This is a genomic window from Chthoniobacterales bacterium (assembly GCA_035274845.1).
Lineage (GTDB): Bacteria > Verrucomicrobiota > Verrucomicrobiia > Chthoniobacterales > UBA10450 > AV80.
In genome coordinates this window covers 176,312-199,206 of record DATENU010000022.1, presented here as the reverse complement: position 1 = coordinate 199,206, position 22,895 = coordinate 176,312, and the positions used below count along the sequence as shown (strand labels likewise).

General features: G+C 59.0%; 8 protein-coding genes. 7 read left to right on the top strand and 1 reads right to left on the bottom strand.

What is annotated here, in order from left to right:
* Nucleotides 1-136 precede the first annotated feature (136 nt).
* From VJU77_17030 to VJU77_17000, 7 genes are all read left to right on the top strand, one after another.
* Nucleotides 137-3,670 carry a delta-60 repeat domain-containing protein gene (locus VJU77_17030; protein ID HKP05058.1) on the top strand — a complete coding sequence of 1,178 codons (3,534 nt, stop codon included), beginning with the start codon at nucleotides 137-139 and terminating at the stop codon, nucleotides 3,668-3,670.
* Between the two features lie 103 nt (nucleotides 3,671-3,773).
* A complete protein-coding gene (locus VJU77_17025) occupies nucleotides 3,774-6,971 on the top strand; it encodes a hypothetical protein (protein HKP05057.1) in 3,198 nt (1,065 codons plus the stop codon).
* 103 nt (nucleotides 6,972-7,074) lie between these two features.
* Nucleotides 7,075-10,377 carry a hypothetical protein gene (locus VJU77_17020; protein ID HKP05056.1) on the top strand — a complete coding sequence of 1,101 codons (3,303 nt, stop codon included), beginning with the start codon at nucleotides 7,075-7,077 and terminating at the stop codon, nucleotides 10,375-10,377.
* Nucleotides 10,378-10,389: 12 nt separating this feature from the next.
* Nucleotides 10,390-12,306, top strand: coding sequence for a right-handed parallel beta-helix repeat-containing protein (locus tag VJU77_17015; GenBank protein HKP05055.1), 1,917 nt, complete (start codon nucleotides 10,390-10,392; stop codon nucleotides 12,304-12,306).
* A gap of 80 nt (nucleotides 12,307-12,386) precedes the next feature.
* Nucleotides 12,387-15,980 carry a delta-60 repeat domain-containing protein gene (locus tag VJU77_17010; protein ID HKP05054.1) on the top strand — a complete coding sequence of 1,198 codons (3,594 nt, stop codon included), beginning with the start codon at nucleotides 12,387-12,389 and terminating at the stop codon, nucleotides 15,978-15,980.
* Nucleotides 15,981-16,063: 83 nt separating this feature from the next.
* Entirely contained in the window at nucleotides 16,064-17,782 is a 1,719-nt protein-coding gene (locus VJU77_17005) for a hypothetical protein (GenBank protein ID HKP05053.1), read from the top strand.
* 456 nt (nucleotides 17,783-18,238) lie between these two features.
* Nucleotides 18,239-20,956 (top strand): hypothetical protein, encoded by a 2,718-nt coding sequence (locus VJU77_17000; GenBank protein ID HKP05052.1) that lies wholly within the window; start codon nucleotides 18,239-18,241, stop codon nucleotides 20,954-20,956.
* Between the two features lie 30 nt (nucleotides 20,957-20,986).
* Here the strand turns inward: VJU77_17000 and VJU77_16995 are convergent, their stop codons facing one another.
* On the bottom strand, nucleotides 20,987-22,789 hold the full coding sequence (locus VJU77_16995) for a 4Fe-4S binding protein (protein ID HKP05051.1): 1,803 nt from the start codon (nucleotides 22,787-22,789) through the stop codon (nucleotides 20,987-20,989).
* Nucleotides 22,790-22,895 lie beyond the last annotated feature (106 nt).

Here is a 22,895-nt window from a genome sequence, read left to right as displayed (position 1 = left end):
GAGCGGACGGGGCGGCATTAGGCACTTCTAGTTAGCTCGAAGTCGTTCAGCGAGACGCGGAGGTCGGCTGCGGCTTCAGGGCGGTTTGAGCACCGAAGCTGCTTGAGCAAGAGGGGCTTCTCCTAAGTCCCACGCTTTGAGCATCCACCGACCGCCCTATTCTCGTATTAGCCGGCATCTCCCATGGCGCCTGGGCGCGATTGGCGTTTTGGCTGTTCTCGGGGTGCTCGGTTCCGAAAGAGCGGCGGCGCAATCCGCCCTTGATGGATTCGATCCGAATGCCAACGGCCTTGTCCGCGCTATTGCCGTCCAGGCGGATGGGAAGATCCTGCTCGGTGGTGGTTTTACCACGCTCGCACCGAACGGAGCGGGGACAGTGACACGGAATGGGATCGCTCGCCTTAACCCGGACGGCACCTTGGATTCGGCTTTCAACCCGAACGCCAACAGTGGCGGCGTCGGGAGCGGGGTCGATTCCATCGTGGTTCAGGCGGACGGCAAGATTTTGGTAGGTGGAGGTTTTACCAACATCGGGGGACAGCCGCGCAATCGCATCGCCCGGCTGGATCCTGCAACCGGGTTGGCGGATTCATTCGATCCGAATGCGAACAATACTGTCCTTTCCATCGCGGTGCAGGCTGACGGCAAGATTTTGGCCGGCGGCTATTTTCTCACCATCGGCGGTCAGTCACGTAACTACATCGCCCGGCTCGACGCGACGACCGGATTGGCCGACAACTTCAATCCAAACGCGAGTGATCCCGTCTATTCACTCGTGGTCCAGCCCGACGGCAAGATGTTAATCGGGGGCATTTTCAGGACCATCGGCAGCCAGACCCGCAATCATATCGCGCGGATCGACCCCACGTCCGGACTGCCCGATTCGTGGAATCCGAACGCGGACGATCATGTCTATTCCCTCGCGTTGCAGGCCGACGGCCAGATTTTGGTGGGCGGTAATTTCTTCAACATCGGCGGTCAGGCGCGACGTTGCCTGGCCCGGCTCGATCCCGTGACTGGCCTCGCAGATTCGTTTAACCCGAGCCCAAATAGCAGCGTCGTTTCCATGGCCGTGCAGGCGGACGGCAAGATTCTCGTGGCTGGCTTTTTCTACGGGCCCAACAGCATGGGCGGGCTGACGCGCAACGGCATCGCCCGGATCGATCCGATTACCGGAGCGGCTGATTCCTTCGACCCGAATGCGGGCGTGATTGCTCCGGCTTTAGCAGTAGCGGTGCAGGCAGACGGTAAAGTCTTGGTGGGCGGTAATTTTACCACTCTCGCGCCGAACGGAGGAGCGATGGTGCCGCGTAACCGGATCGCCCGGGTCGAAAAGGACGGCCGGCTCGATCAAACCCTCGATCTCGGCATTGTGGGCGACGCCGTTTTCGCCACCGCTGTTCAGCCGGATGGCAAGATTCTTATCGGCGGCAGCTTTACCAGTGTCTTGGGCGTGCCGCGCAACAACATTGCCCGATTGAATACGGACGGGACGCTTGATACAGCTTTCGACCCTAACGCGAACTATCCAGTTTATGCTATCGCGCTGCAAGCGGACGGCAAGATTTTGGTGGGGGGCCCTTTCAATGGCGCGAACAGCATCGGTGGGCAAACGCGCAACCGCATGGCCCGCCTCGATCCCGTCACCGGGCTCGCTGATTCGTTCAATCCGAATCTGAATGGCGCTGTCTATGCGATCACGGTCCAGCCGGATGGAAAGATTCTTATCAACGGGATGTTTTCGAGCCTTACGCCCATCGAAGGATGGCCGGTCTGGCGCAATTCGATCGCACGACTCGATCCCGCAAGCGGGTCTGTTGATTCCTTCAACCCGGCAGTGGATGCCCCTGTGATTTCAATCGCGCTGCAGGTAAGTGGGAAGATTTGCCTCGGTGGCGGATTCACCAGCGTCGGTGGACAAATGCGCAACCGCATTGCCCGGCTCGAGAGCGAGACCGGCCTGGTTGATTCATTTGACCCGAACTCGACCGGCTGGGTGTATTCAGTCACAGGGCAGCCGGATGGTAGAATTTTGGTGACCGGTGAGTTCATCGCCGTGGGCGGAGAGCTGCGCAACCACATCGCGAGGCTCGATGGCACGACCGGCCTGGCCGATTCTTTCAATCCAAACGCGAGCGACGTCGTGATTTCAACGGTATTGCAGTCCGATAACAGAGTGCTAGCGGCGGGATTGTTCTCCGGGGCTAACGCGATTGGCGGCCAGAAGCGTAATTATTTGGCGCGGCTTGATGGCACGAACGGCTTGGCTGATTCGTTCGATCCCAACCCGGACGCCCGTGTCTCTTCAATCGCCATGCAGGCAGACGGCAAAATTTTGGTGGGCGGCGTTTTCCAAGCGATCGGCGGGCAGACCCGCAATTTCATGGCCCGTCTCACCAACGACACCGCCGCATTGCAAAATCTGGTTGTTTCCCAAACTGTCGTTACCTGGACGCTTGCCGGCTCAAGCCCGAATCTCACGCGGGTCACTTTTGAGTCGTCGAGTGATAGTGTGAACTACATTTTTCTCGGCCACGGGTCGGTCGATGACGGTAACTGGGTGCTGACCGGTTTGAACCTTCCCGCTGGACAAAACATTTACATTCGCGCGCGCGGCTATTATCGGAGTGGGGCCTATAGCTGCTGCGAGAGCATCACCGAATCGATCCGAAATGTTTTTCTGGTCGAGTCGACGCCGACGCCGACGCCGACGCCGACGCCAACGCCAACAGCAACAGCAACAGCAACCGCCACGCCAACGCTCACTGCTACGCCGACACCGACAGCCACGGCGACACCAACAGCCGCTCCAACGCCAACTGCAGTTCCTTCCGCGACGCCGACACCGATCGTATCACCCTCTCCTACACCTGCTGCAACCCCCGGGTCTTTGGGAAACATTTCATCCCGGCTCCGGGTGTTGACTGGAGACAATGCCCTCATCGGAGGGATGATCGTGACTGGGACGGCGAACAAGAAAGTTATCATCCGTGCGATCGGTCCCACTCTGAATGAGTTCGGTGTGTCTGGAGCGCTACAAGATCCAACCCTCGAGCTCTACCAGGGGAGTGCCCTTATCACCAGCAACGACGATTGGCGGCAATCGCCGCAACAGGCAGAGATCCTGAATAGCGGACTTGCGCCAGGCAAAGATGCCGAGGCCGCGATCATCGCGACGTTGACGCCGAACCAGGGCTACACGGCGGTCGTGCGCGGGAAGGATGGGACGACGGGTGTCGGGATAGTGGAGGCGTTCGATTTGGAACAAGGTTCAGCGTCAAAGCTGGGGAACATCAGCACGCGCGGGTTCGTGGACGTCGACGACAACGTGATGATCGCCGGATTGATTATGGGTCCGAGCAATGGAACTAGCGCGAAAGTGCTGGTGCGCGCGCTGGGGCCGACCCTAGGCGATTTCGGTGTGCAAGGCTTTCTGGCAAACCCGACGCTCGATCTGGTGAACTCAAGCGGGACAGTGATTCGCTCGAACAACGACTGGAAGGACGACGCGCAGCAACGCGCTTTGATTGAAGCGGCTGGCTTAGCACCAAGTCACGACGAAGAAGCGGTGCTAGTGCAGACAGTGCCGCCGGGCGCCTACACGGCGATCGTGCGCGGAAACAACCGCGCCACCGGTGTCGGGCTGGTGGAAGTTTACAATATTCAGTAGGCGGCGACCGCACTCTCAATTCAGAGAGTTTTCTTTCGGATTCTGTAGTAAATCTCGACGAGGGAATAGCGGACTGATAGGTGTCGCCCTTCAACGGGCCCTCATGAAACCTCTCCTCCGATTTCTCGTTGGGCCGTTCCTGTTTTTCGTGGCGGCAACGGCCCCTGGGCAGTCGGCGCTCGATGGCTTCGACCCGAACGCGAATGGCACGGTTCGAGTCGTCGTGGTCCAACCCGATGGAAAGATTCTGATCGGCGGCGATTTCACGATGCTGGCTCCCAATGGCGGGCCAACGGTCATGCGCAACCGAATTGCGCGGCTTAACCCGGATGGCACGCTCGATTCCACCTTCGATCCGAACGCAAACAACACCGTCAACTCCATCGCGGTGCAGGCGGACGGCAAGATTGTAACGGGCGGTTCTTTTACGACGATCGGTGGACAACAAAGAAACCGAATCGCCCGGCTCGATGCCGTGACCGGGCTCGCGGATTCTTTTGACTCGAATGCGAGCAGCGCGGTGTTTGCCATCGCGGTGCAGGCGGATGGCAAGATCCTGGCCGGCGGTTTTTTTACGAATATCGGCGGGCAGCCGCGCAGCCGCCTCGCCCGACTCGATCCGGTAACCGGACTGGCGGATTCGTGGGACCCGAATCCGACTGGAACCGGCACGGTAATTTATTCCATCGTAGTCCAGGCAGACGGCAATATCCTGGCGGGGGGCTTTTTCAACGACATCAGCGGACAGGCGCGCCGTAATCTCGCTCGAATCGATCCGATGACCGGAGCGGCCGATTCATTCGACCCTCAGGCGAGCGACGAAGTCCGATGCCTTGCGATCCAGGCAGACGGGCAGGTGATAGCAGGAGGCTTCTTTACGCTGATGGGCGGACAATCCCGCAACAGCATCGCGCGGCTCGATGCGACGACCGGCGCGGCAGACTCCTTCAACCCGAATGCAAACAATGGCGTCTTTACCCTCGCGGTGCAGACGGACGGTAGGATCCTGGCCGGCGGCGATTTCTTCGGTATCGGCGGGCAACAGCGCCACCAGATTGCCCGGCTCGATCCCGTCACCGGCCTGGCTGATTCCTTCAACCCGAACGGAAACAACAGCGTCAATGCGATCGCGGTGCAGCCGGACGGAAAGATTCTGATGGGTGGCAGTTTCACGACGCTCGCACCGAACGGCGGGGCCCCGGTGACGCGCAATCACATCGCCCGGGTCCTGGATGGACCTACCGGAACTCCCACGCCCACAGCTTCACCTTCATCGACGCCTATCCCTTCGCCCAGCCCATCAGCAACTCCGACCTCAACAGTTTCACCTACGGGTACGCCGATAGCCACACCGACTCCTAGCGCAACGGCAACACCTTCGCCGGGCTCAACAGCGACTGCGACAGCAACCCCGGCACCGACTCCAACGGCGACCTGCCCCGGCGATGTTTGGACAAACACGGCCACTGCCAGCGCGCCTACTGGCCGAGAAACTCACACAGCCGTCTGGACCGGCACTGAGATGATTGTGTGGGGTGGAACCGGTGCCAGCGGCAATGTGAACACCGGCGGGAGATACAACCCAGGCGCCGACAGTTGGACGGCGACCAGCACTTCCAACGCCCCTACACCCCGTCAGACCCACACGGCGATTTGGACCGGCGCCAAAATGATTGTCTGGGGTGGACTTGAGTTGGGCGGGAATGTGAACACTGGCGCGAATTACGATTCCGGGACCGATAGTTGGACCGCCACCAGCGCGCTCAACGCGCCCGGCGCACGAAGCCTGCACACTGTCGTTTGGACTGGGAGCAAAATGATCGTCTGGGGTGGATTTGCTCATGACGACAATGGGGATCACTATCTGGACACCGGCGGAATATACGATCCAGCGACGGACAGTTGGACTGCCATGAGCACGACTAACGCGCCGACCGGCCGATACCTTCACGCAGCCGTGTGGACTGGAAACGAAATGATCGTGTGGGGTGGATACGGCCTGACCCACGAGAGACGCACGGGCGGAATATACAATCCAACTACCGACAGCTGGCGAGCCACCAGTATCACGAACGCGCCTACTGCTCGATTCGAAGCCACGGCAGTTTGGACTGGAAGCGAAATGATCGTGTGGGGTGGATTTGGGGGCGGCACCGTTCTGGACTCGGGCGGGAGGTATAACCCGGTGACAGACAGTTGGACGACCATCAGCATCGTTAACGCGCCTCCTGGCCGGAACCTGCACACGGCGGTTTGGACTGGCACTGAAATGCTGGTCTGGGCTGGACGGGACAACAACTTCATGCCGCTAAACAGCGGCGGCAGATACAACCTCAGCACGGATAGTTGGACCCCCATCAGTCCGCACGTCGCTCGATATTTGCACACGGCCGTTTGGACCGGGAGCGAAATGATCGTGTGGGGCGGATATTACACCGATTTCTTGAATACCGGTGGAAGATATTGTGCGGCACCAGCGACACCAACGCCGACGCCCCTGCCAACAGCTGCGCCTGGTTCGTTGGGAAATATTTCGACACGACTGCGCGTGTTAAGCGGGGACAACGCGCTTATCGGTGGGATGATCGCGACGGGGACGGCGAACAAGAAAGTTATTATCCGAGCGATCGGTCCTACTCTGACGGATTTTGGGGTGCCCGGCGCACTGCAGGATCCGACCCTCGAGCTTTACCAAGGCAGCACACTCATCACCAGCAATGACGACTGGCAACAATCGCCGCAACAGGCTGAGATCCAGAACAGCGGACTCGCGCCAGGTAAGGATGCTGAGTCAGCCATCATCGCGACGCTGACGCCGAACCAGGGCTACACGGCCATTGTGCGCGGCAAAGATGGGACCACTGGCGTCGGGGTGGTGGAAGCGTTCGACCTGGAACAGGGTTCCGGATCAAAGCTGGGGAACATCAGCACGCGCGGGTTCGTGGACGTGGACGACAACGTAATGATCGCGGGATTGATTGTAAGCCCGAGCAACGGATCGAACACCAAAGTGCTGGTGCGCGCTCTCGGGCCAACGCTGGGCGACTTTGGCGTGTCAGGCTTCCTGGCGAACCCGACGCTCGATTTGGTGAATGCGAGCGGGACAGTGATTCGCTCGAACAACGATTGGAAGGACGACGCGCAGCAACGCGCTTTGATTGAAGCGGCTGGCTTAGCGCCGAATCACGACGAAGAAGCCGCGCTAGTGGAAACCGTCCCGCCCGGAGCATACACGGCGATCGTGCGCGGAAACAACCGCGCCACCGGTGTCGGGCTGGTGGAAGTTTACAATATTCCGTAGGCGGCCATCGAATTCCCACGCCAGAGAGTTTTCTTTCGTATTCTGTAATAAATCTCGACGAGGGGTTAGTGGACTGATAGGTGTCGCCCGCCAACGGCCCCTTATGAAACACCTCCTCAGATTTCTGGTCGTCCCGTTTTTGCTTTTGATGGCAGCGACGGCGCCTGGACAATCCGCGCTCGACGGTTTCGATCCGAATACCAATGGCGGCATATACATCGTTGTCCGGCAACCTGATGGAAAGGTTCTGCTCGGCGGCAATTTCACTACTCTTTCGCCGAACGGCGGGGCGGCGGTCACCCGCAACCGCATCGCACGGTTAAATCCGGATGGCACGCTCGATCTCGCCTTCAACCCAAACGCTAACGGCGATGTCCGGTCGATTGCCCTCCAGGCGGATGGGAAGATTCTGGTGGGTGGTTTTTTCAACGGTACGAACAGCATCGGTGGGCAGACGCGTAATCGCATCGCCCGCCTCGACGCCACCACTGGAGCAGCTGATTCCTTCGACCCCGACGCAAGCGGTGTTCCATTTGCAATCGCAGTCCAGGCGGACGGCAAGATTTTGGTGAGCGGCAGTTTCAGCAGCATCGGTGGGCAGTCGCGCGGTCGCATTGCCCGACTTGATCCTACGACTGGAGCGGCGGATTCGTTTAACCCAAACGCGAACGGGGTGGTTTTCACAATGGCGTCGCAGATGGACGGACGCATCTTGGTTGGCGGCGATTTCACGAGCATCGGGGGACAATCACGCAACCGGATTGCGCGGGTCGATGCGACAACTGGATTGGCGGATTCATTCGACCCGAACGCGAACGCTTTTGTCACTGCAATTGAGGTCCAAGCGGACGGTAAGATCTTAGTGGGTGGTTTTTTTAACGGTGCGAACAGCATCGGTGGCGAGATGCGCAATCGAATTGCCCGGCTCGATCAAGTGACAGGCCTAGCGGATTCGTTCAACCCCAATGCGACCGCGCTCAATGGTGTTCTTTCAATCGCGGTCCAGGCGGATGGTAAGATTCTGGCGGGTGGCGATTTTACCAGCATTGGCGGACAGACGCGCAACTACCTTGCTCGGCTCGATCCCACGACCGGATTGGCCGATTCCTTCGACCCCAGCGCGGACGCGAGCAGTACCGTGCACTCAATCGTGGTGCAGCCAGACGGCAAGGTCCTCGTGGGGGGCTTTTTCTCGATGCTCGCGCCGAACGGGGGGGCTGTGGTGACGCGCAACGGCATCGCCCGGCTGGAAACGGATGGCAGAGTCGATCAGACGGTCGATTTTGGTATTGAAACCAGCGCCACTTTCGACGCCGTTTTTGCCTACGCCGTGCAACCAGACGGCAAGATTCTCATCGGTGGCAGGTTTCCCCGCGTTCGGGGAGTGACCCGGCACAATATTGCAAGGTTTAACATCGACGGCACGCTTGACATGGGGTTCGACCCAAATGCGGACAGCGGTGTCTACTCAATCGCGGTGCAGGCGGACGGGAAAATTCTCGTAGGCGGCGAATTTAATTCGGTGGGCGGCCAGCCGCGTAAGCTCCTGGCACGGCTCGATGCCATAACCGGTTTAGCTGACTCCTTCGACCCAAGTGGAGTTGGCTTTGGAATTGGCTTTCCTACGGTGCGCTCGATCTCGGTCCAGGCCGATGGCAAGATTTTGGTGGGCGGCGCTTTCACGACTATGGGTGGCCAGCCGCGCAATCACATCGCGCGGCTTGATCCGACAAACGGGTCGGCGGATTCATTCGACCCTAATGCGAGCGGGTTAAACTTTCCTTCGGTGGTGTCGATCACGGTGCAACCGGACGGGAAAATTTTGGTGGGCGGGGCGTTTACGATTATTGGCGGACAACCCCGCAATTATTTGGCGCGGCTCGATGCGGCGACTGGCCTGGCTGATTCGTTCAACCCGAATGCAAACGGCACCGTCTACTCGATTGCGGTGCAGGCGGATGGCAAAATCCTGGCGGGCGGTTTTTTCCACACCATCGGCGGACAAACACGCAATTACCTGGCCCGGCTCGATGCCATGACTGGTTTGGCCGATTCATTTAATCCAAACCCGACCACTAACGTTGATGGAATCACGCTGCAGGCGGACGGAAAAATTCTGGTGGTTGGCGATTTCAACGGAACAAACAGCATAGGGGGCCAGACGCGCAACCGTATCGCCCGACTCGATGCCAGCACTGGTTTGGCCGATTCATTCAACCCCAATGCGAGTGATACTGTTGACGCGATTGCGGTGCAGGCGGACGGTAAGATTTTGGCTGGGGGCTTCTTCCAGACCATCGGCGGACAACCTCGGAATCGAGCCGCCCGATTGAGTAACGACACTGCGGCGCTGCAAGATCTCACCGTGACGCCGACCACTATTAGTTGGAAGCTCTCTGGGGCGAGTCCGTCACTGAGGCGGGTTTCTTTTGAGCTCTCGACGGACAATCTAAACTACGCCCCGCTCGGCGATGCTCTCCTGTCTGATTCCTCCTGGAATCTGACTGGCTTGCATCTCCCAACCGAACAAAATATTTACGTCCGCGCGCGGGGCTTTTATCACACTCTTGGATCGGAGAGCATCACAGAGTCAGTGCGGAATGCTTTTCTCGTGGCGCCCGGCAGCTTGGGCAATATCTCGACGCGTCTTCGCGTGTTGGCAGGAGATAACGCCCTTATCGGTGGAATGATCGCGACTGGGACGGCGAACAAAAAAGTAATTATCCGCGCGATCGGTCCTACGCTGACGGACTTTGGCGTGCCCGGCGCCTTGCAGGATCCAACTCTGGAGCTTTATCAGGGCAGCACGCTCATCACCAGCAACGACGACTGGCGGCAATCGCCGCAACAGGTTGAGATCCAGAACAGCGGTTTCGCGCCCGGAAGAGACGCTGAGTCGGCGATCATCGCGACGCTGACGCCGAACCAGGGCTACACGGCGATTGTGCGCGGGAAGGATGGAACGACTGGCGTAGGAGTGGTCGAGGCGTTCGACCTGGAACAAGGTTCAACTTCAAAGCTCGGGAACATCAGCACGCGTGGTTTCGTGGACGTGGACGATAATGTGATGATCGCGGGATTGATCGTGAGCCCCAGCAATGGAACCAGCACCAAAGTGTTGGTGCGCGCGCTGGGGCCAACGCTCGGAGACTTTGGGGTGCCCGGCTTCCTGGGGGATCCGACCCTTGATTTGGTGAACTCGAGCGGAACTACCATTCGCTCCAACGACAACTGGAAAGACGATCCGCAACAGCGCTTAGAGATTGAAGCCGCGAACCTGGCTCCGACTCACGATGAGGAAGCGGCCCTGGTGGAGACAGTCACCCCGGGCGCCTACACAGCGATTGTGCGCGGCAGCGGCCGTACGACCGGCGTCGGCCTGGTCGAAGTTTACAATATTCCGTAACCGCTCCTAACCATGACAAAGTCATACGGCCGATATCTGCTCTCCTTTGCCGGACTCATCGTAGCCCTGCTCCTGGCGCCGGCGGTTGATGCGGCGAGCTTGACGGTAAACAGTCCCGCCGATTCAGGCGGGAGTTGTCCCGGCGCGAGCTGCACGCTCCGTCAGGCAATTGCGGCGGCTGCATCCGGCGATACGATCAACTTTGCTCCCGGCCTCTCGACAATAAATCTCACAAGCGGTGAGTTGTTGATCGAGAAGAGCCTCACTATCACCGGTCCTGGCGCGAATCTGTTGACTGTGCAGCGGAGTGCGGCACCCGGCACAGCGGCATTCCACATCTTCCATGTCCCGTCGTTCGCGGCGGTCACCATCTCCGGCCTGCTGATTCGCAATGGAAGCCCTCCGTCCGGCGTCAACGGCGGCGCCGTTGACAACCTTGGCACGCTAACAATTACCGGTTGCACTATTGCCGACAGCGTGTCAGCCGGCGAATTTTCCGGCGGTGGCGCCATCTACAACGACGGAGGCGATCCCGGAGGCCAGTTAACCATTGCCTCCAGCACGATTACCGGGAACTCAACGATGGGGGGCCTGGGTGGCGGCGGTATTTTGGACGGCGGTGGCCGAGTAACAATAACCAACAGCACGATTTCGGGCAACTCCGCTGGCAACACGAAGGGCGGCGGTATTTACACTCTTGGCGCCCTCACCATCAGCCACAGTACCGTTACTGGTAACTCGTCGCAAGACGGCGGTGGAATTTTTGGACAGCCCAGCGGCAACTCTCTCAAAGTGCTTAACTCCATCATTGCTACAAATACTGCCGCGACTGGTCCGGATGTGTCGGGCAGGCTGTTTTCGCAGGGTTATGTCCTGGTAGGCAACACCAGTGGCATGACTCTCACCGGTTTTACGACTGGAAATCAATTCAACGTCGATCCGATTCTGGGACCGCTGCAAGACAACGGCGGCCCGACTAGGACGCACGCATTGCTTTCCGGCAGTCCGGCGATCGACAAAGGGTACTCTGGAGGTTCGGTCGTCACCGATCAACGCGGCTTCACTCGCCCGGTAGGTATGCCTGGCGTCAGTGGTGGTGATGGAAGCGACCTTGGCGCGTTTGAAGTTCAAGGAACCGCAGGCACACCCACCACGTTGGGTAACATTTCGACGCGCCTTCGCGTGCTGGTGGGAGACAACGCTCTGATCGGTGGGATGATCGCAACCGGGACGGCTACGAAGAAGGTTATTATTCGCGCGATAGGTCCTACGCTAACGGATTTCGGCGTGCCTGGCGCCTTGCAGGATCCAACCCTGGAGCTTTATCAGGGGGGCACGCTTATCACCAGTAACGATGATTGGCGGCAATCGCCGCAACAAGCCGAGATCCAGAACAGCGGGCTCGCGCCAGGCAAGGATGCCGAATCGGCGATTATCGCGACGCTGACGCCAAACCAGGGCTATACGGCGATCGTGCGCGGCAAAGATGGGACAACTGGCGTTGGGCTAGTGGAAGCGTTCGACTTGGAACAGGGTTCAGCTTCAAAGCTGGGAAACATCAGCACCCGCGGTTTCGTCGACGTGGACGACAACGTGATGATCGCGGGATTAATTGTGGGTCCGAGCAATGGAACGAGCGCCAAAGTGCTGGTTCGCGCGCTGGGTCCAACGCTCGGTGACTTTGGCGTCTCTGGCTTTCTGCCGGATCCGACACTCGACCTGGTGAATTCGAGCGGAACCGTAATTCGTTCCAACGACAACTGGAAATCGGACCAGCGTCCGGAGATCGAAGCAGCGAATCTGGCTCCGAGTCACGACGAAGAAGCGGCGCTGGTCGAGATAGTCGCTCCCGGCGCCTATACGGCGATTGTTCGCGGAAGCGGCCGCACGATCGGCGTGGGGCTGGTCGAGGTTTATAACATCCAATAGGCTGCGCTCGGCGTCGGCTTCTGAGCGGATTGAGCATCGGAACTGCTCAAGCAAGAGGGGCTTCTCCTGAGTCCTACGCTTTGAGCACCCACCGACCGCCCTATTTTCCTGTTAGCCGGCATTTCCCATGGCGCCTGGGCGCGCTTGGCGTTTTGGCAATTTTGGGGTTCCTCGGTTCGGAAAGAGCGGCGGCGCAATCCGCCCTCGACGGATTCGATCCGAATGCCAACGGTCTCGTCCGCGTTATCGCGGTGCAGCCGGATGGGAAGATTCTTCTTGGCGGTGATTTTACGACCCTCTCGCCCGCCAATGGCCCCGGAACCGTTTCGCGCAAGGGCCTCGCCCGGCTCAACGCTGATGGAACTGTGGACATGGCCTTCAACCCGGATTCCGGCGATGCGAATATCAATTCAATCGCGCTGCAACCGGATGGTAAGATTTTGGTGGGGGGCGCCTTCGCGAATATCGGCGGTCAACCACGCAATAACATTGCCCGGCTGGATCCCATAACCGGGTTAGCGGATTCATTCGATCCGAATGCGAACGGCCTTGTTCTTGCCCTCGCGGTGCAGCCTGACGGGAAGATTTTGGCCGGCGGCTATTTTTTCACCATCGGCGGTCAGCCACGCAACTACATCGCCCGGCTCGACGCTACGACGGGATTGGCCGACGCGTTCAATCCAAACGCGAGCGATCCCGTCTATTCAGTCGTGCTCCAGACGGACGGCAAGGTGTTAATCGGGGGCATATTCACGAACATCGGCAGTCAGACCCGCAATCATATCGCGCGGATCGACCCCACGTCGGGACTGCTCGATTCGTGGAATCCGAACGCGACCGGTCATGTCTATTCGCTCGCGTTGCAGGCGGACGGCAAGATTTTGGCAGGAGGTAATTTCTTCAGCATCGGCGGACAGGCCCACCGTTGCCTGGCCCGGCTTGATCCCACGACCGGCCTCGCTGATTCGTTCAACCCCAACCCGAACGATGCTGTCATTTCCCTCGCCGTGCAGCCGGACGGTAAAATTCTGGCGGTTGGCGGTTTCCGCGGAGCGAACAGCATCGGGGGACAGTCGCGCAACGCGATCGCCCGGCTCGATCCGATTACCGGAGCGGCTGACTCCTTCGACCCGAATGGGGGCCTGATCTCGCCTACCGTTGCCGTCGCGATCCAGCCGGATGGCAAGGTTTTGGTGGGCGGCAATTTCACCACTCTCGCGCCCAATGGGGGACCAGCAGTGACGCGCAATCGGATCGCCCGTTTGGAAAAAGACGGCAGGCTCGACCAGACCCTCGATCTCAACATTCAGGGCATCGGGGGTGACCTCCTGGCGGTCCACGCCACGACTGTTCAGCCGGATGGCAAGATTCTGATTGGTGGCGGCTTTACCAGCGTCCTGGGCGTGCCCCGTAACAACATCGCCCGGTTGAATCCGGATGGCACGCTCGATATGGCCTTCGACCCGAACGCAAACGGAACGGTGATGGCGATTGCCTTGCAGACCGACGGCAAGATTCTGGTCGGCGGTTTTTTCTATGGGAAGAACAGCATTGGCGGCCAGACGCGAAACCGGATCGCCCGGCTGGATCCCATCACCGGCCAGGCGGATTTATTCGATCCGAACGCGGATCCCTTCGATGGGACCTACAAGGCAGTCTATTCATTGATGGTGCAGGCGGACGGAATGATTGTTATCGGCGGCGCTTTTTCGTTCCTTTGGCCCAACGGCGGTCCGTATGTCGAGCGCACGGGAATCGCACGACTCGATCCCAGCGGCTCGCTTGATTCGTTCAACGCGGCCTCGAACAACGCAGTCTTTTGCATGGCGGAGGACGCTGATGGGAGGATTCTAGCGGCGGGCTCTTTCTACAGCATCGGCGGACAGCCGCGCAACGGCATTGCCCGGCTCGATCCTGGCACCGGCTTGGCGGACATGTTCAACCCGGGGAACATAGGTTCTGTTCACCCCTATGCCATTGTGGCGCAAGGGGACGGCCAGATTCTAGCGGGTGGCCCTTTCGGCTTCATCGGTGGACAAAACCGTCACTACATTGCCCGGCTCGACGCTATTACCGGCTTGGCCGACTCGTTCGATCCAAGCGCCAATAATATTGTCGGTGAATTGGCAGTACAGGCAGACGGCAAGATTTTAGCGGCCGGTTCCTTCACCAGCATCGCCGGGTACACGCGCAATCGCATTGTCCGGCTCGATGCCACAAGCGGCCGGCCGGATTCCTTCGACCCAAATGCAAGCGAAGTTGTCACTGCGATGGCGGTGCAGGCGGACGGCAAGATTCTGGCGGGAGGTTATTTCACCAGCGTCGGGAACCTGCCTCGCAACTTTTTCGCTCGTTTGAGTAACGATACGGCAGCGCTGCAAAACCTGGAGGTCACGCCCAGCGTGATCACTTGGACGCGCGGCGGCTCGAGCCCCAACCTGACTCGCGCCACTTTCGAGCTTTCAACCGATAATGTGAACTACACTCTTCTCGGCCACGGGACCGCCGCTGGGAGCAATTGGGCTCTGACAGGTTTGAATCTCCCGACTGGCCAGAACATATACATTCGCGCCCGCGGCTATTATTCCAGCGACGGCAACAGTGGCTCGGACAGCATCACGGAATCCATCCGGAATGCTTTTTTGCCGGGGGCGACTCCAACGCCGACACCTGCCCCCACGATCACGCCTTCTCCTACGGCTACCTCAACTCCTACCCCAACAACTTCGCCTACTGCTACTGCGACGCCAACTTCTACGGCTACTCCCAGCGCAACGCCAACTCCCGCCCCGACGGCAACACCGACACCGGCTGCAACGCCGCCGCCCACCCCCACCCCGACAGTCACGCCAACTCCCGCCTCAACACCGAGCCCAACTCCCACAGCCACACCGAGCTCGTTAGGCAATATCTCGACCCGTGTTCGGGTGCTGAGCGGAGACAACGCTCTCATTGGCGGATTGATCGCGACGGGAACAGCGAACAAGAGAGTGATCATCCGCGCGATTGGTCCTACCCTGGCTGACTTTGGCGTTCCCGGTGTCCTGCAAGACCCGACCCTGGAGCTTTACCAGGGCAGCACGCTGATAACCAGTAACGACGATTGGCGGCAATCGCCGCAGCAGGCCGAGATCCAGAATAGCGGACTCGCGCCAAACAAAGACGCCGAGTCGGCGATCATCGCGACGTTGACGCCGAACCAGGGCTATACCGCGATTGTGCGCGGGAAGAATGGGGAAACCGGAGTAGGCGTGGTGGAAGCTTTCGACCTCGATCAAGGTGCGGCTTCGAAATTGGGGAACATCAGCACGCGAGGATTTGTAGATGTGGACGACAACGTAATGATCGCGGGATTGATTGTGAGTCCGAACAATGGAACCAGCAGCAAAGTGCTGGTGCGAGCGTTGGGGCCAACGCTGGGCGACTTTGGCGTGTCGGGTTTCCTGGCCAATCCGACACTCGATCTGGTGAATTCGAGCGGCATGGTGATTCGTTCCAACGACAACTGGAGGGATTCGCAGCAATCGGAGATTGAAGCGGCGAATCTCGCTCCGGGCCACGACGAAGAAGCGGCGCTGGTACAAAGAGTCCCGCCCGGCGCGTACACCGCGATTGTCCGCGGGAGCGGACGGACGACCGGCGTCGGCCTGATCGAGGCTTACAATATTCAGTAGCGTCTTGGCGGCCAGAGCGAGGTTCGTAATGAAGGGGCCAACAAACGATTGGAATCGCGCCTCCGATTTGCTATGAAGCGAGCGTGAAATCCCGCTCGCCGCATTCTTCCTTCGCGCGTTGGACGCTTCTCGTTCTCGCCCTGAACATTTCTACCGTCACGAGCTTTGCGCAAAACGTGGCGGGCTTCCTTCACGGCAAAATACAAAACTTCCAGCAAACCAGCTCAGCAGCTCCCGTCGCCAATGCCGCGCAGCCATTCCAGTTTGGATCGCTGATCACCATGGGCACCGCCACGATCAACAGCGCCACCTTGACGTTTACCGGGACCTCCAGTCCCCGCACTTACGCTGCGGTGACGGGAACCGGCGATTTCTCCATTCTCGATACTTTTGCGACGCAAGCGCAATTGGACGCGGCTTATCAAAGCGGCAACTTCACGGTCAACATCGACACCAGCGCCGGAATTTTTTCGCGCTCGGTTTTCCTTTTTCCATTCAGTTATCCTACGACACCCATACTGACGGTGCCGGCGAGTGACTGGCAGGGCGGCGTCCTGGTGCTCGATCCCTCGCTGGACTACACCTTCACCTGGAATGCATTTGCGAACGCGCAGGCCACCGACGTGATCGAGTTCGCGATTCGCAATTCGGGCGTAAACCTGAGCCCGTTCCCAGCGACGCAGACCTCCTATACGCTGCCGGCGGGAAGTCTTCAGGCCGGAACCAACTACACCTGCGACCTGGCTTTCGTGCGCGTTGCCGGAGCGGCGTCCGGTGATGCCGATATCGGTCCCGGTTACGCGACCTTGGTGAAAGACACAGGTTTCACAATCAGCACGCTCGCAGCAACGCCGACGCCGACCCCATCCCCAACCGCCACACCAATCCCGACGGCTACGCCTACCCCGACTGCGACTTCGACGGCAACGCCGAATCCGACGCCGACCGCAACGGCGACACCGACAAGCACACCAACCCCAACGCCGACGGCAACTCCGAGTCCAACTCCAACAGCAACACCGGGCTCATTAGGAAACATCTCGACCCGTCTTCGGGTGCTGGGTGGAGACAACGCTCTGATCGGTGGGATGATTGCGACGGGGACCGCGAACAAAAAGGTAATCATCCGGGCGATTGGTCCTACACTCACGGACTTTGGTGTACCGGGAGCCTTGCAGGACCCGACCCTGGAGCTTTATCAGGGCAGCACACTCATCGCCAGTAACGATAACTGGCGGCAATCGCCGCAGCAGGCCGAGATCCAGAACAGCGGCCTCGCGCCAGGCAAGGATGCTGAGTCGGCGATCATCGCGACCCTGACGCCGAACCAAGGTTACACGGCAATCGTGCGCGGCAAAGATGGCACCACTGGCGTCGGGGTAGTGGAAGCGTTCGACCTGGAACAGGGGTCAGGTTCGAAGCTCGGGAACATCAGCACGCGAGGGTTCGTGGATGTGGACGACAACGTGATGATCGCGGGATTGATCGTGAGCCCGAGCAATGGAACGAGCACCAAAGTATTGGTCCGCGCGTTGGGGCCAACGCTTGGCGACTTTGGAGTGCAAGGCTTTCTGGCAGATCCGACGCTCGACTTGGTGAATGCGAGCGGAACCGTGATTCGCTCTAACGACAACTGGAGGGATTCGCAACAATCGGAGATTGAAGCGGCGAACCTTGCACCGAGCCATAACGAAGAAGCAGCGCTGGTGCAAACCGTCCCGCCCGGTGCGTACACGGCGGTTGTCCGCGGGAACGGACGGACGACCGGCGTTGGCCTCATCGAAGCTTACAATATTCCGTAGGCGGTGATCGATAGCCCAGCCGCGCCTGGTGGGAAACCGCTCCTCGAGCGAACCAGGCGGGACTAAGGCCTGTTATTGCTTCAGATCCGGAAACAGCGACTGGTCGTTGATCGACACAGCAGTCCTGCTGTCCGAACGCGAGAAACCTGAAAAGTAACAATTCTGTTAACAATCAGATTGGGAGGAGTTGAGAGGCTGACCATCGCGCAGGTGGTTTCAAACGATTCTTTAGCGCACTGAAGCGTGAATTTTATGAAAAAGAATCGTTTCTCGGTTCACCAAAAAGCTATCGAATCGGACTCCCGCCCACGATTCGTTGCCGAAGCAACCAGGTCTGGAAGTTCGCCGGTCCGGTACCTCCGCAGATTGGTGCTTGCCGCCGCGATCCTTTCGGTTCCGATTCTTGCGCTCGGCAGGGCGCCTGCCGCCTCGGGCGCTCCCCAGAATATCTCCGGCATGGCTGGTGCGGCACCCTGGGAAAAAACCGCCGGCCCGCTTGGCATAGAGACAAACGTGATCTTCAAGGTTAATAACATTGTCTATGCAGGAACTAAGTCCCAGGGAGTATACAAATCGACCGATAACGGTTTGAGCTGGGTGGCGGCAAATGCCGGCATCGAGCGGGTCGAAGTCAGCGACATAATTTTCTCCGGAACCAACCTGTTAGTTGCTACCCGAAACGAATGTCCCAGTTTGCAAAATGTTTTCCGGTCTACGGATAACGGAGCGACTTGGAGCGCGACGACCGGACTGGCCGGCAACGGAGTCAATTCCTTCGCAATCAAAGGAGGCACTGTCTGGGCATTTTTCTCTGCCCTTCCTAATGACAGCGGTGTCGCGCGATCAACCGATAATGGAAATACCTGGCAGGTAGTTCCTTCCATCATAACACGGCCAGGCAAATCCATCGTCAGCGACGACGCGATCATTGTGGCGGAGAGCAATTTTATCTGGCGATCAATCGATGACGGAGCTACCTGGGACCTCGTGGAGCAGTTTGCCCTGACCGGCGTCAGTTCCTTTGCCAAAGTCGGCACGAAGTTGTTTGGCGCAGCCGGGACAGGAGGATTTCATACTTCAACGGATAACGGCGCGACCTGGAATTTTGAAACGTTTTCAGGCGGAGCGGTTTCTTTTTCTGCGAATGGCAGCACGATTTATCTCGGTGCCACCAGTAAGGTTTTCAAATCTATTGATTTCGGGGCAACCTGGAGCGACGTCAGTGCCGGCCTGGGCCACGGAGTTATCGAAGCGTTGCTCTATGATGGGACCACTCTTTTTGCCAGCACGCCCGCGGAGGCAGCAGGAATCTACCGGAGCACGAACGGTGGGGCGAGTTGGGACCCCGCTGCCGCAGGCCTGCCGGTCGCTAAAACTATCCGCAGTCTGATTTCTTTTGGAGCGGACCTCTTCGCAGCAACGGAGGGAGACGGCATTTATCGTTCAAGTGATCATGGAGGTACTTGGACAAAAGTTGATCCGAATAACAGCCTCCTCGCTCAAGAGCTGGTTTTGACCTTCTGCATAAAGGATAACGCGCTCTTTGCTGGAGCACTCGGGGGTATTTACAAATCGACCGACGGCGGTGCGACGTTTCAGAGAATGCTGAATGGCTTTCCGCCGAACATAAAGGTGACGGCATACTCTATGACGGTGAGTGGTGGTAATATTGTCGCAGCGGTGAATGTCGAGTTTTCCGTGTCAGAAAGTCTAGCTGGCATCTTTTATTCATCCGACGACGGCAGCACCTGGCATCAGGCCAACTTGCCTGTCACTCCTACTGCCGTGACTGCGGTTGCATCGGATGGAAGTGCTCTTGCTTATGCCGGAGTGTTTGGGCAGAGCTCTTCAGTCAAAGGTTTGTACAAATCCACCGATGGAGGCGTTACCTGGACGCAAAGACAGGCCCTCAATGTGGATATTGAGCGTCTCGCGGCAAATGGAAGCAATGTGCTCGCAGGTGGCCTGTTTGCCGCTTTTTACTCAACGGATTTCGGGGAAAGCTGGACTTTTAGTGATCCACCCGGGAACTGTCCGTTTGGTTGCGGCATCTTCACTTATACGTTTAGAGGCGGCGCCATATTCGCCGGCGATGCGGCAGGAATGTGGTTATCCACCGATAGCGGTGCGACCTGGACCGCCGTTAATGAAGGATTTCCGCAATGCTCAATACCCGATGTTGAAGCATCGGCCGCCGATAATGCTTACCTGTTTGCCGGGACGTTTCGGGAGGGCGTCTGGCGCAAACCAATGGGGGCACCTACACCAACTCCGACGCCAATTGCCACTGCGACTCCGTCGCCCGGTCCGAGCGTGACGCCGACCCCGACTGCAACTCCTTCGGCGACGCCAATTCCTTCGGCAACACCGACTCCAGTACCTACCGCTACCCCCGGTTCATTGGGCAATATCTCCACCCGCCTTCGCGTTCTCGGTGGAAATAATGTTCTTATCGGTGGGATGATCGCCACGGGGACGGCGAACAAGAAAGTAATTATTCGAGCGATCGGGCCGAGCCTCAATGACTTCGGTGTGCCGGGCGCCCTGCAAGATCCCACTCTTGAGCTTTATCTAGGCAATACACTCCTCACTAGTAATGACGATTGGCGACTATCGCCGCAACAGGTCGAAATCCAGAACAGCGGGCTGGCGCCAAACAAGGACGCCGAATCGGCGATCATCGCGACACTGACGCCGAATCAGGGCTACACGGCGATCGTTCGCGGGAAGAATGGGGAAACCGGAGTAGGCCTGGTGGAACTGTTCGATCTCGAACAAGGTTCAGCTTCGAAACTGGGGAACATCAGCACGCGCGGGTTTGTGGACGTGGACGACAACGTGATGATCGCGGGATTGATTGTGAGCCCGAGCAATGGGACCAGCAGCAAAGTGCTGGTGCGCGCACTGGGGCCAACGCTTGGGGACTTTGGGGTGCCAAACTCTCTAGATAATCCGACTCTGGACCTGGTGAACTCGAGCGGGACCGTGATTCGCTCCAACGACAACTGGAAAACGGACCAACGTCCGGAGATCGAAGCCACGAACCTTGCTCCAAATCACGACGAAGAAGCGGCGCTGATCGAGACCGTTGCTCCCGGCGCCTACACGGCGGTGGTGCGCGGAAGTGGCCGCACGACCGGCGTCGGCTTGGTCGAAGTTTACAATATTCAGTAGGCGCAGTGATCGTCCTCGCCGGTCGAACGATCAGTTCGGTCGGGCCCGGAAACGGGGATCGAGTTGGGCCGCTCGCTGGAAATGCTTTTGGGCGAGTTCCGGCATGCCGACGCTTTGCAACCGCAGCCCGAGCATCCAATGGTAGGCCGGAATGTCCGGAGTGGATTGGTCCGCCTGTTTTTCGTGCGCGACCGAGTCTTCGGTTCGGCCGAGTGAGCGCTCGGCACCCGCCAGGAAATTCCCGGCCAGGGAAAGATGCGTGTTGCGTTGGACTGCGTCAGCCCACGTAGCGGCGGCTTCTTCCTTGTTCCCCAATTGCCAGAGCGATTCGCCGCGTTCCTGCCGGGCCAGCAATAAGTCCGGCCGTTCCTTCAAGGACTCGTCCAGACTCTTGAGCGCCTCGGGGTAACGGCTCAGCCGGTTTTGAATCGTGCCGAGATAATAGAGACTCAGCGCTTTGGCCTGGTCTTTCTGGTGATCGGCGGCCTGGCGCAAACGTTCAACCGATTTGGTCGCGTTCCCGAGCAGGTAGTCGAACCAGGCCAGCTTGGCCAGCGCGTCGGGGTTCACGAACAATCCGTAGTCGGCCGCCGCGGTCAGCGACTTTTGGCCCGCTTCGGCGTTTCGACGGTCCTCCGGAGTGAGCCACGGGGCCGGATCGACCTGGGCGAGGGCGAGCTCATCGGGAACCTGCAATCGTTGGAAGGCCTGGTCGCCCTGGTGTTCGTGCCAGCGAACCCAGCCGCTGTGGAGACAAAGGCCAATCCAAATGATCGAGAGGGAAAGAAACATGAGTCCGGCGGTTTTGATTTTCCCGAGAGCCTTCAAATCGAATCGGTAAAAGGAGAGCGATTCGCGCGTCATCAATTTCCAAATCGTGAGAGTCAGAAAGGTTGTGACCGCGGCATAACCCAGGGCCATCAGGAATGGCACAAGTCCGTACACGCCGCGGACCGCCATGAAGCTGCCGAAAAAAGTGAGGGCTCCGAGAATTTCCTCCGGCCAGGTAAGCGAATAGCGGCGGGGAATCTTGTCCGATTTGCGGACTGCGACGGCCGGTTTTCCCCAGCCGACATAAAGCGCGTCATTCGGACAGACGCTCACGCAGTCCATGCATTTCATGCAGCCCGGGTCGACCACCATTTTGTATTCCTTTACCTCAGCGTGGACCAGCACGTTCGAGGTGCAGGTGGCGGTGCAATGTCCGCACTGATTGCAGGCGTCGGTCACGCGAATCCGGAACGGCGAGAGGGTATCGGCCAGGGCAAAGAATCCGCCGTACGGGCAGGCGTAAGTGCAGAAGCCTTTCATCCCAAGAAAATAGACGGTGAGAAATCCACAAATGAGCAGGAACGGAATGGCGACCGCGACCGTTGGAAACGTGGCCCAAAAATTTTCCGTGACGAGGTGGTTGCTGAACGCGGGGATGGCGGGGCCGGGTTCGGGGCTGAAGAGGAGCCTATACGTGGTCGGCCAGACGAACATATATAATGCGGCGATGAGCGGCACATAAACCAGGAGCCGGGAGCGAAACGGCTTGGGGCGGAGCCCGATCTTTTGGAGCAACCAGGCGCAGAAGTCCTGGAGGGCGACGATGTGGCAACCCCAGCCGCAGACGTAGCGCCCGAAGACGATCGTGGCCAGGATGGCGATGGAGAAAAAGATAAAGCCGGCGTTGACCGCACCGTTCTGGAGGGTTTGCATCGATTCCGAGGGTTCGATCGGCGAAACGGTCCTGCCGGTGACTCGCCACTGGATCACGTGGGCGATCATGAAAAGATTGAGCAGAATGAGGGCGGCGGCGCGCCAGCGGCTGGTCTTGGAGGCGCGCATCCGGGGGGGCCAAACCTGGGCCGGGCCGGAAATTCGCGGGCCCCGCTTTTTTAGTGCTTGATCTTCACAACCAGTTTTCATAATGAGGGGGCCGCGCCCGGCAACG

Excerpts from the sequence above, each read along its gene's own strand:
- VJU77_17020 (HKP05056.1), top strand. The coding sequence starts at position 7,075 with ATGAAACACCTCCTCAGATTTCTGGTCGTCCCGTTTTTGCTTTTGATG.
- VJU77_17000 (HKP05052.1), top strand. The coding sequence starts at position 18,239 with ATGGCTGGTGCGGCACCCTGGGAAAAAACCGCCGGCCCGCTTGGCATA.
- VJU77_17015 (HKP05055.1), top strand. The coding sequence starts at position 10,390 with ATGACAAAGTCATACGGCCGATATCTGCTCTCCTTTGCCGGACTCATC.
- VJU77_16995 (HKP05051.1), bottom strand. The coding sequence starts at position 22,789 with ATGCGCGCCTCCAAGACCAGCCGCTGGCGCGCCGCCGCCCTCATTCTG.
- VJU77_17025 (HKP05057.1), top strand. The coding sequence starts at position 3,774 with ATGAAACCTCTCCTCCGATTTCTCGTTGGGCCGTTCCTGTTTTTCGTG.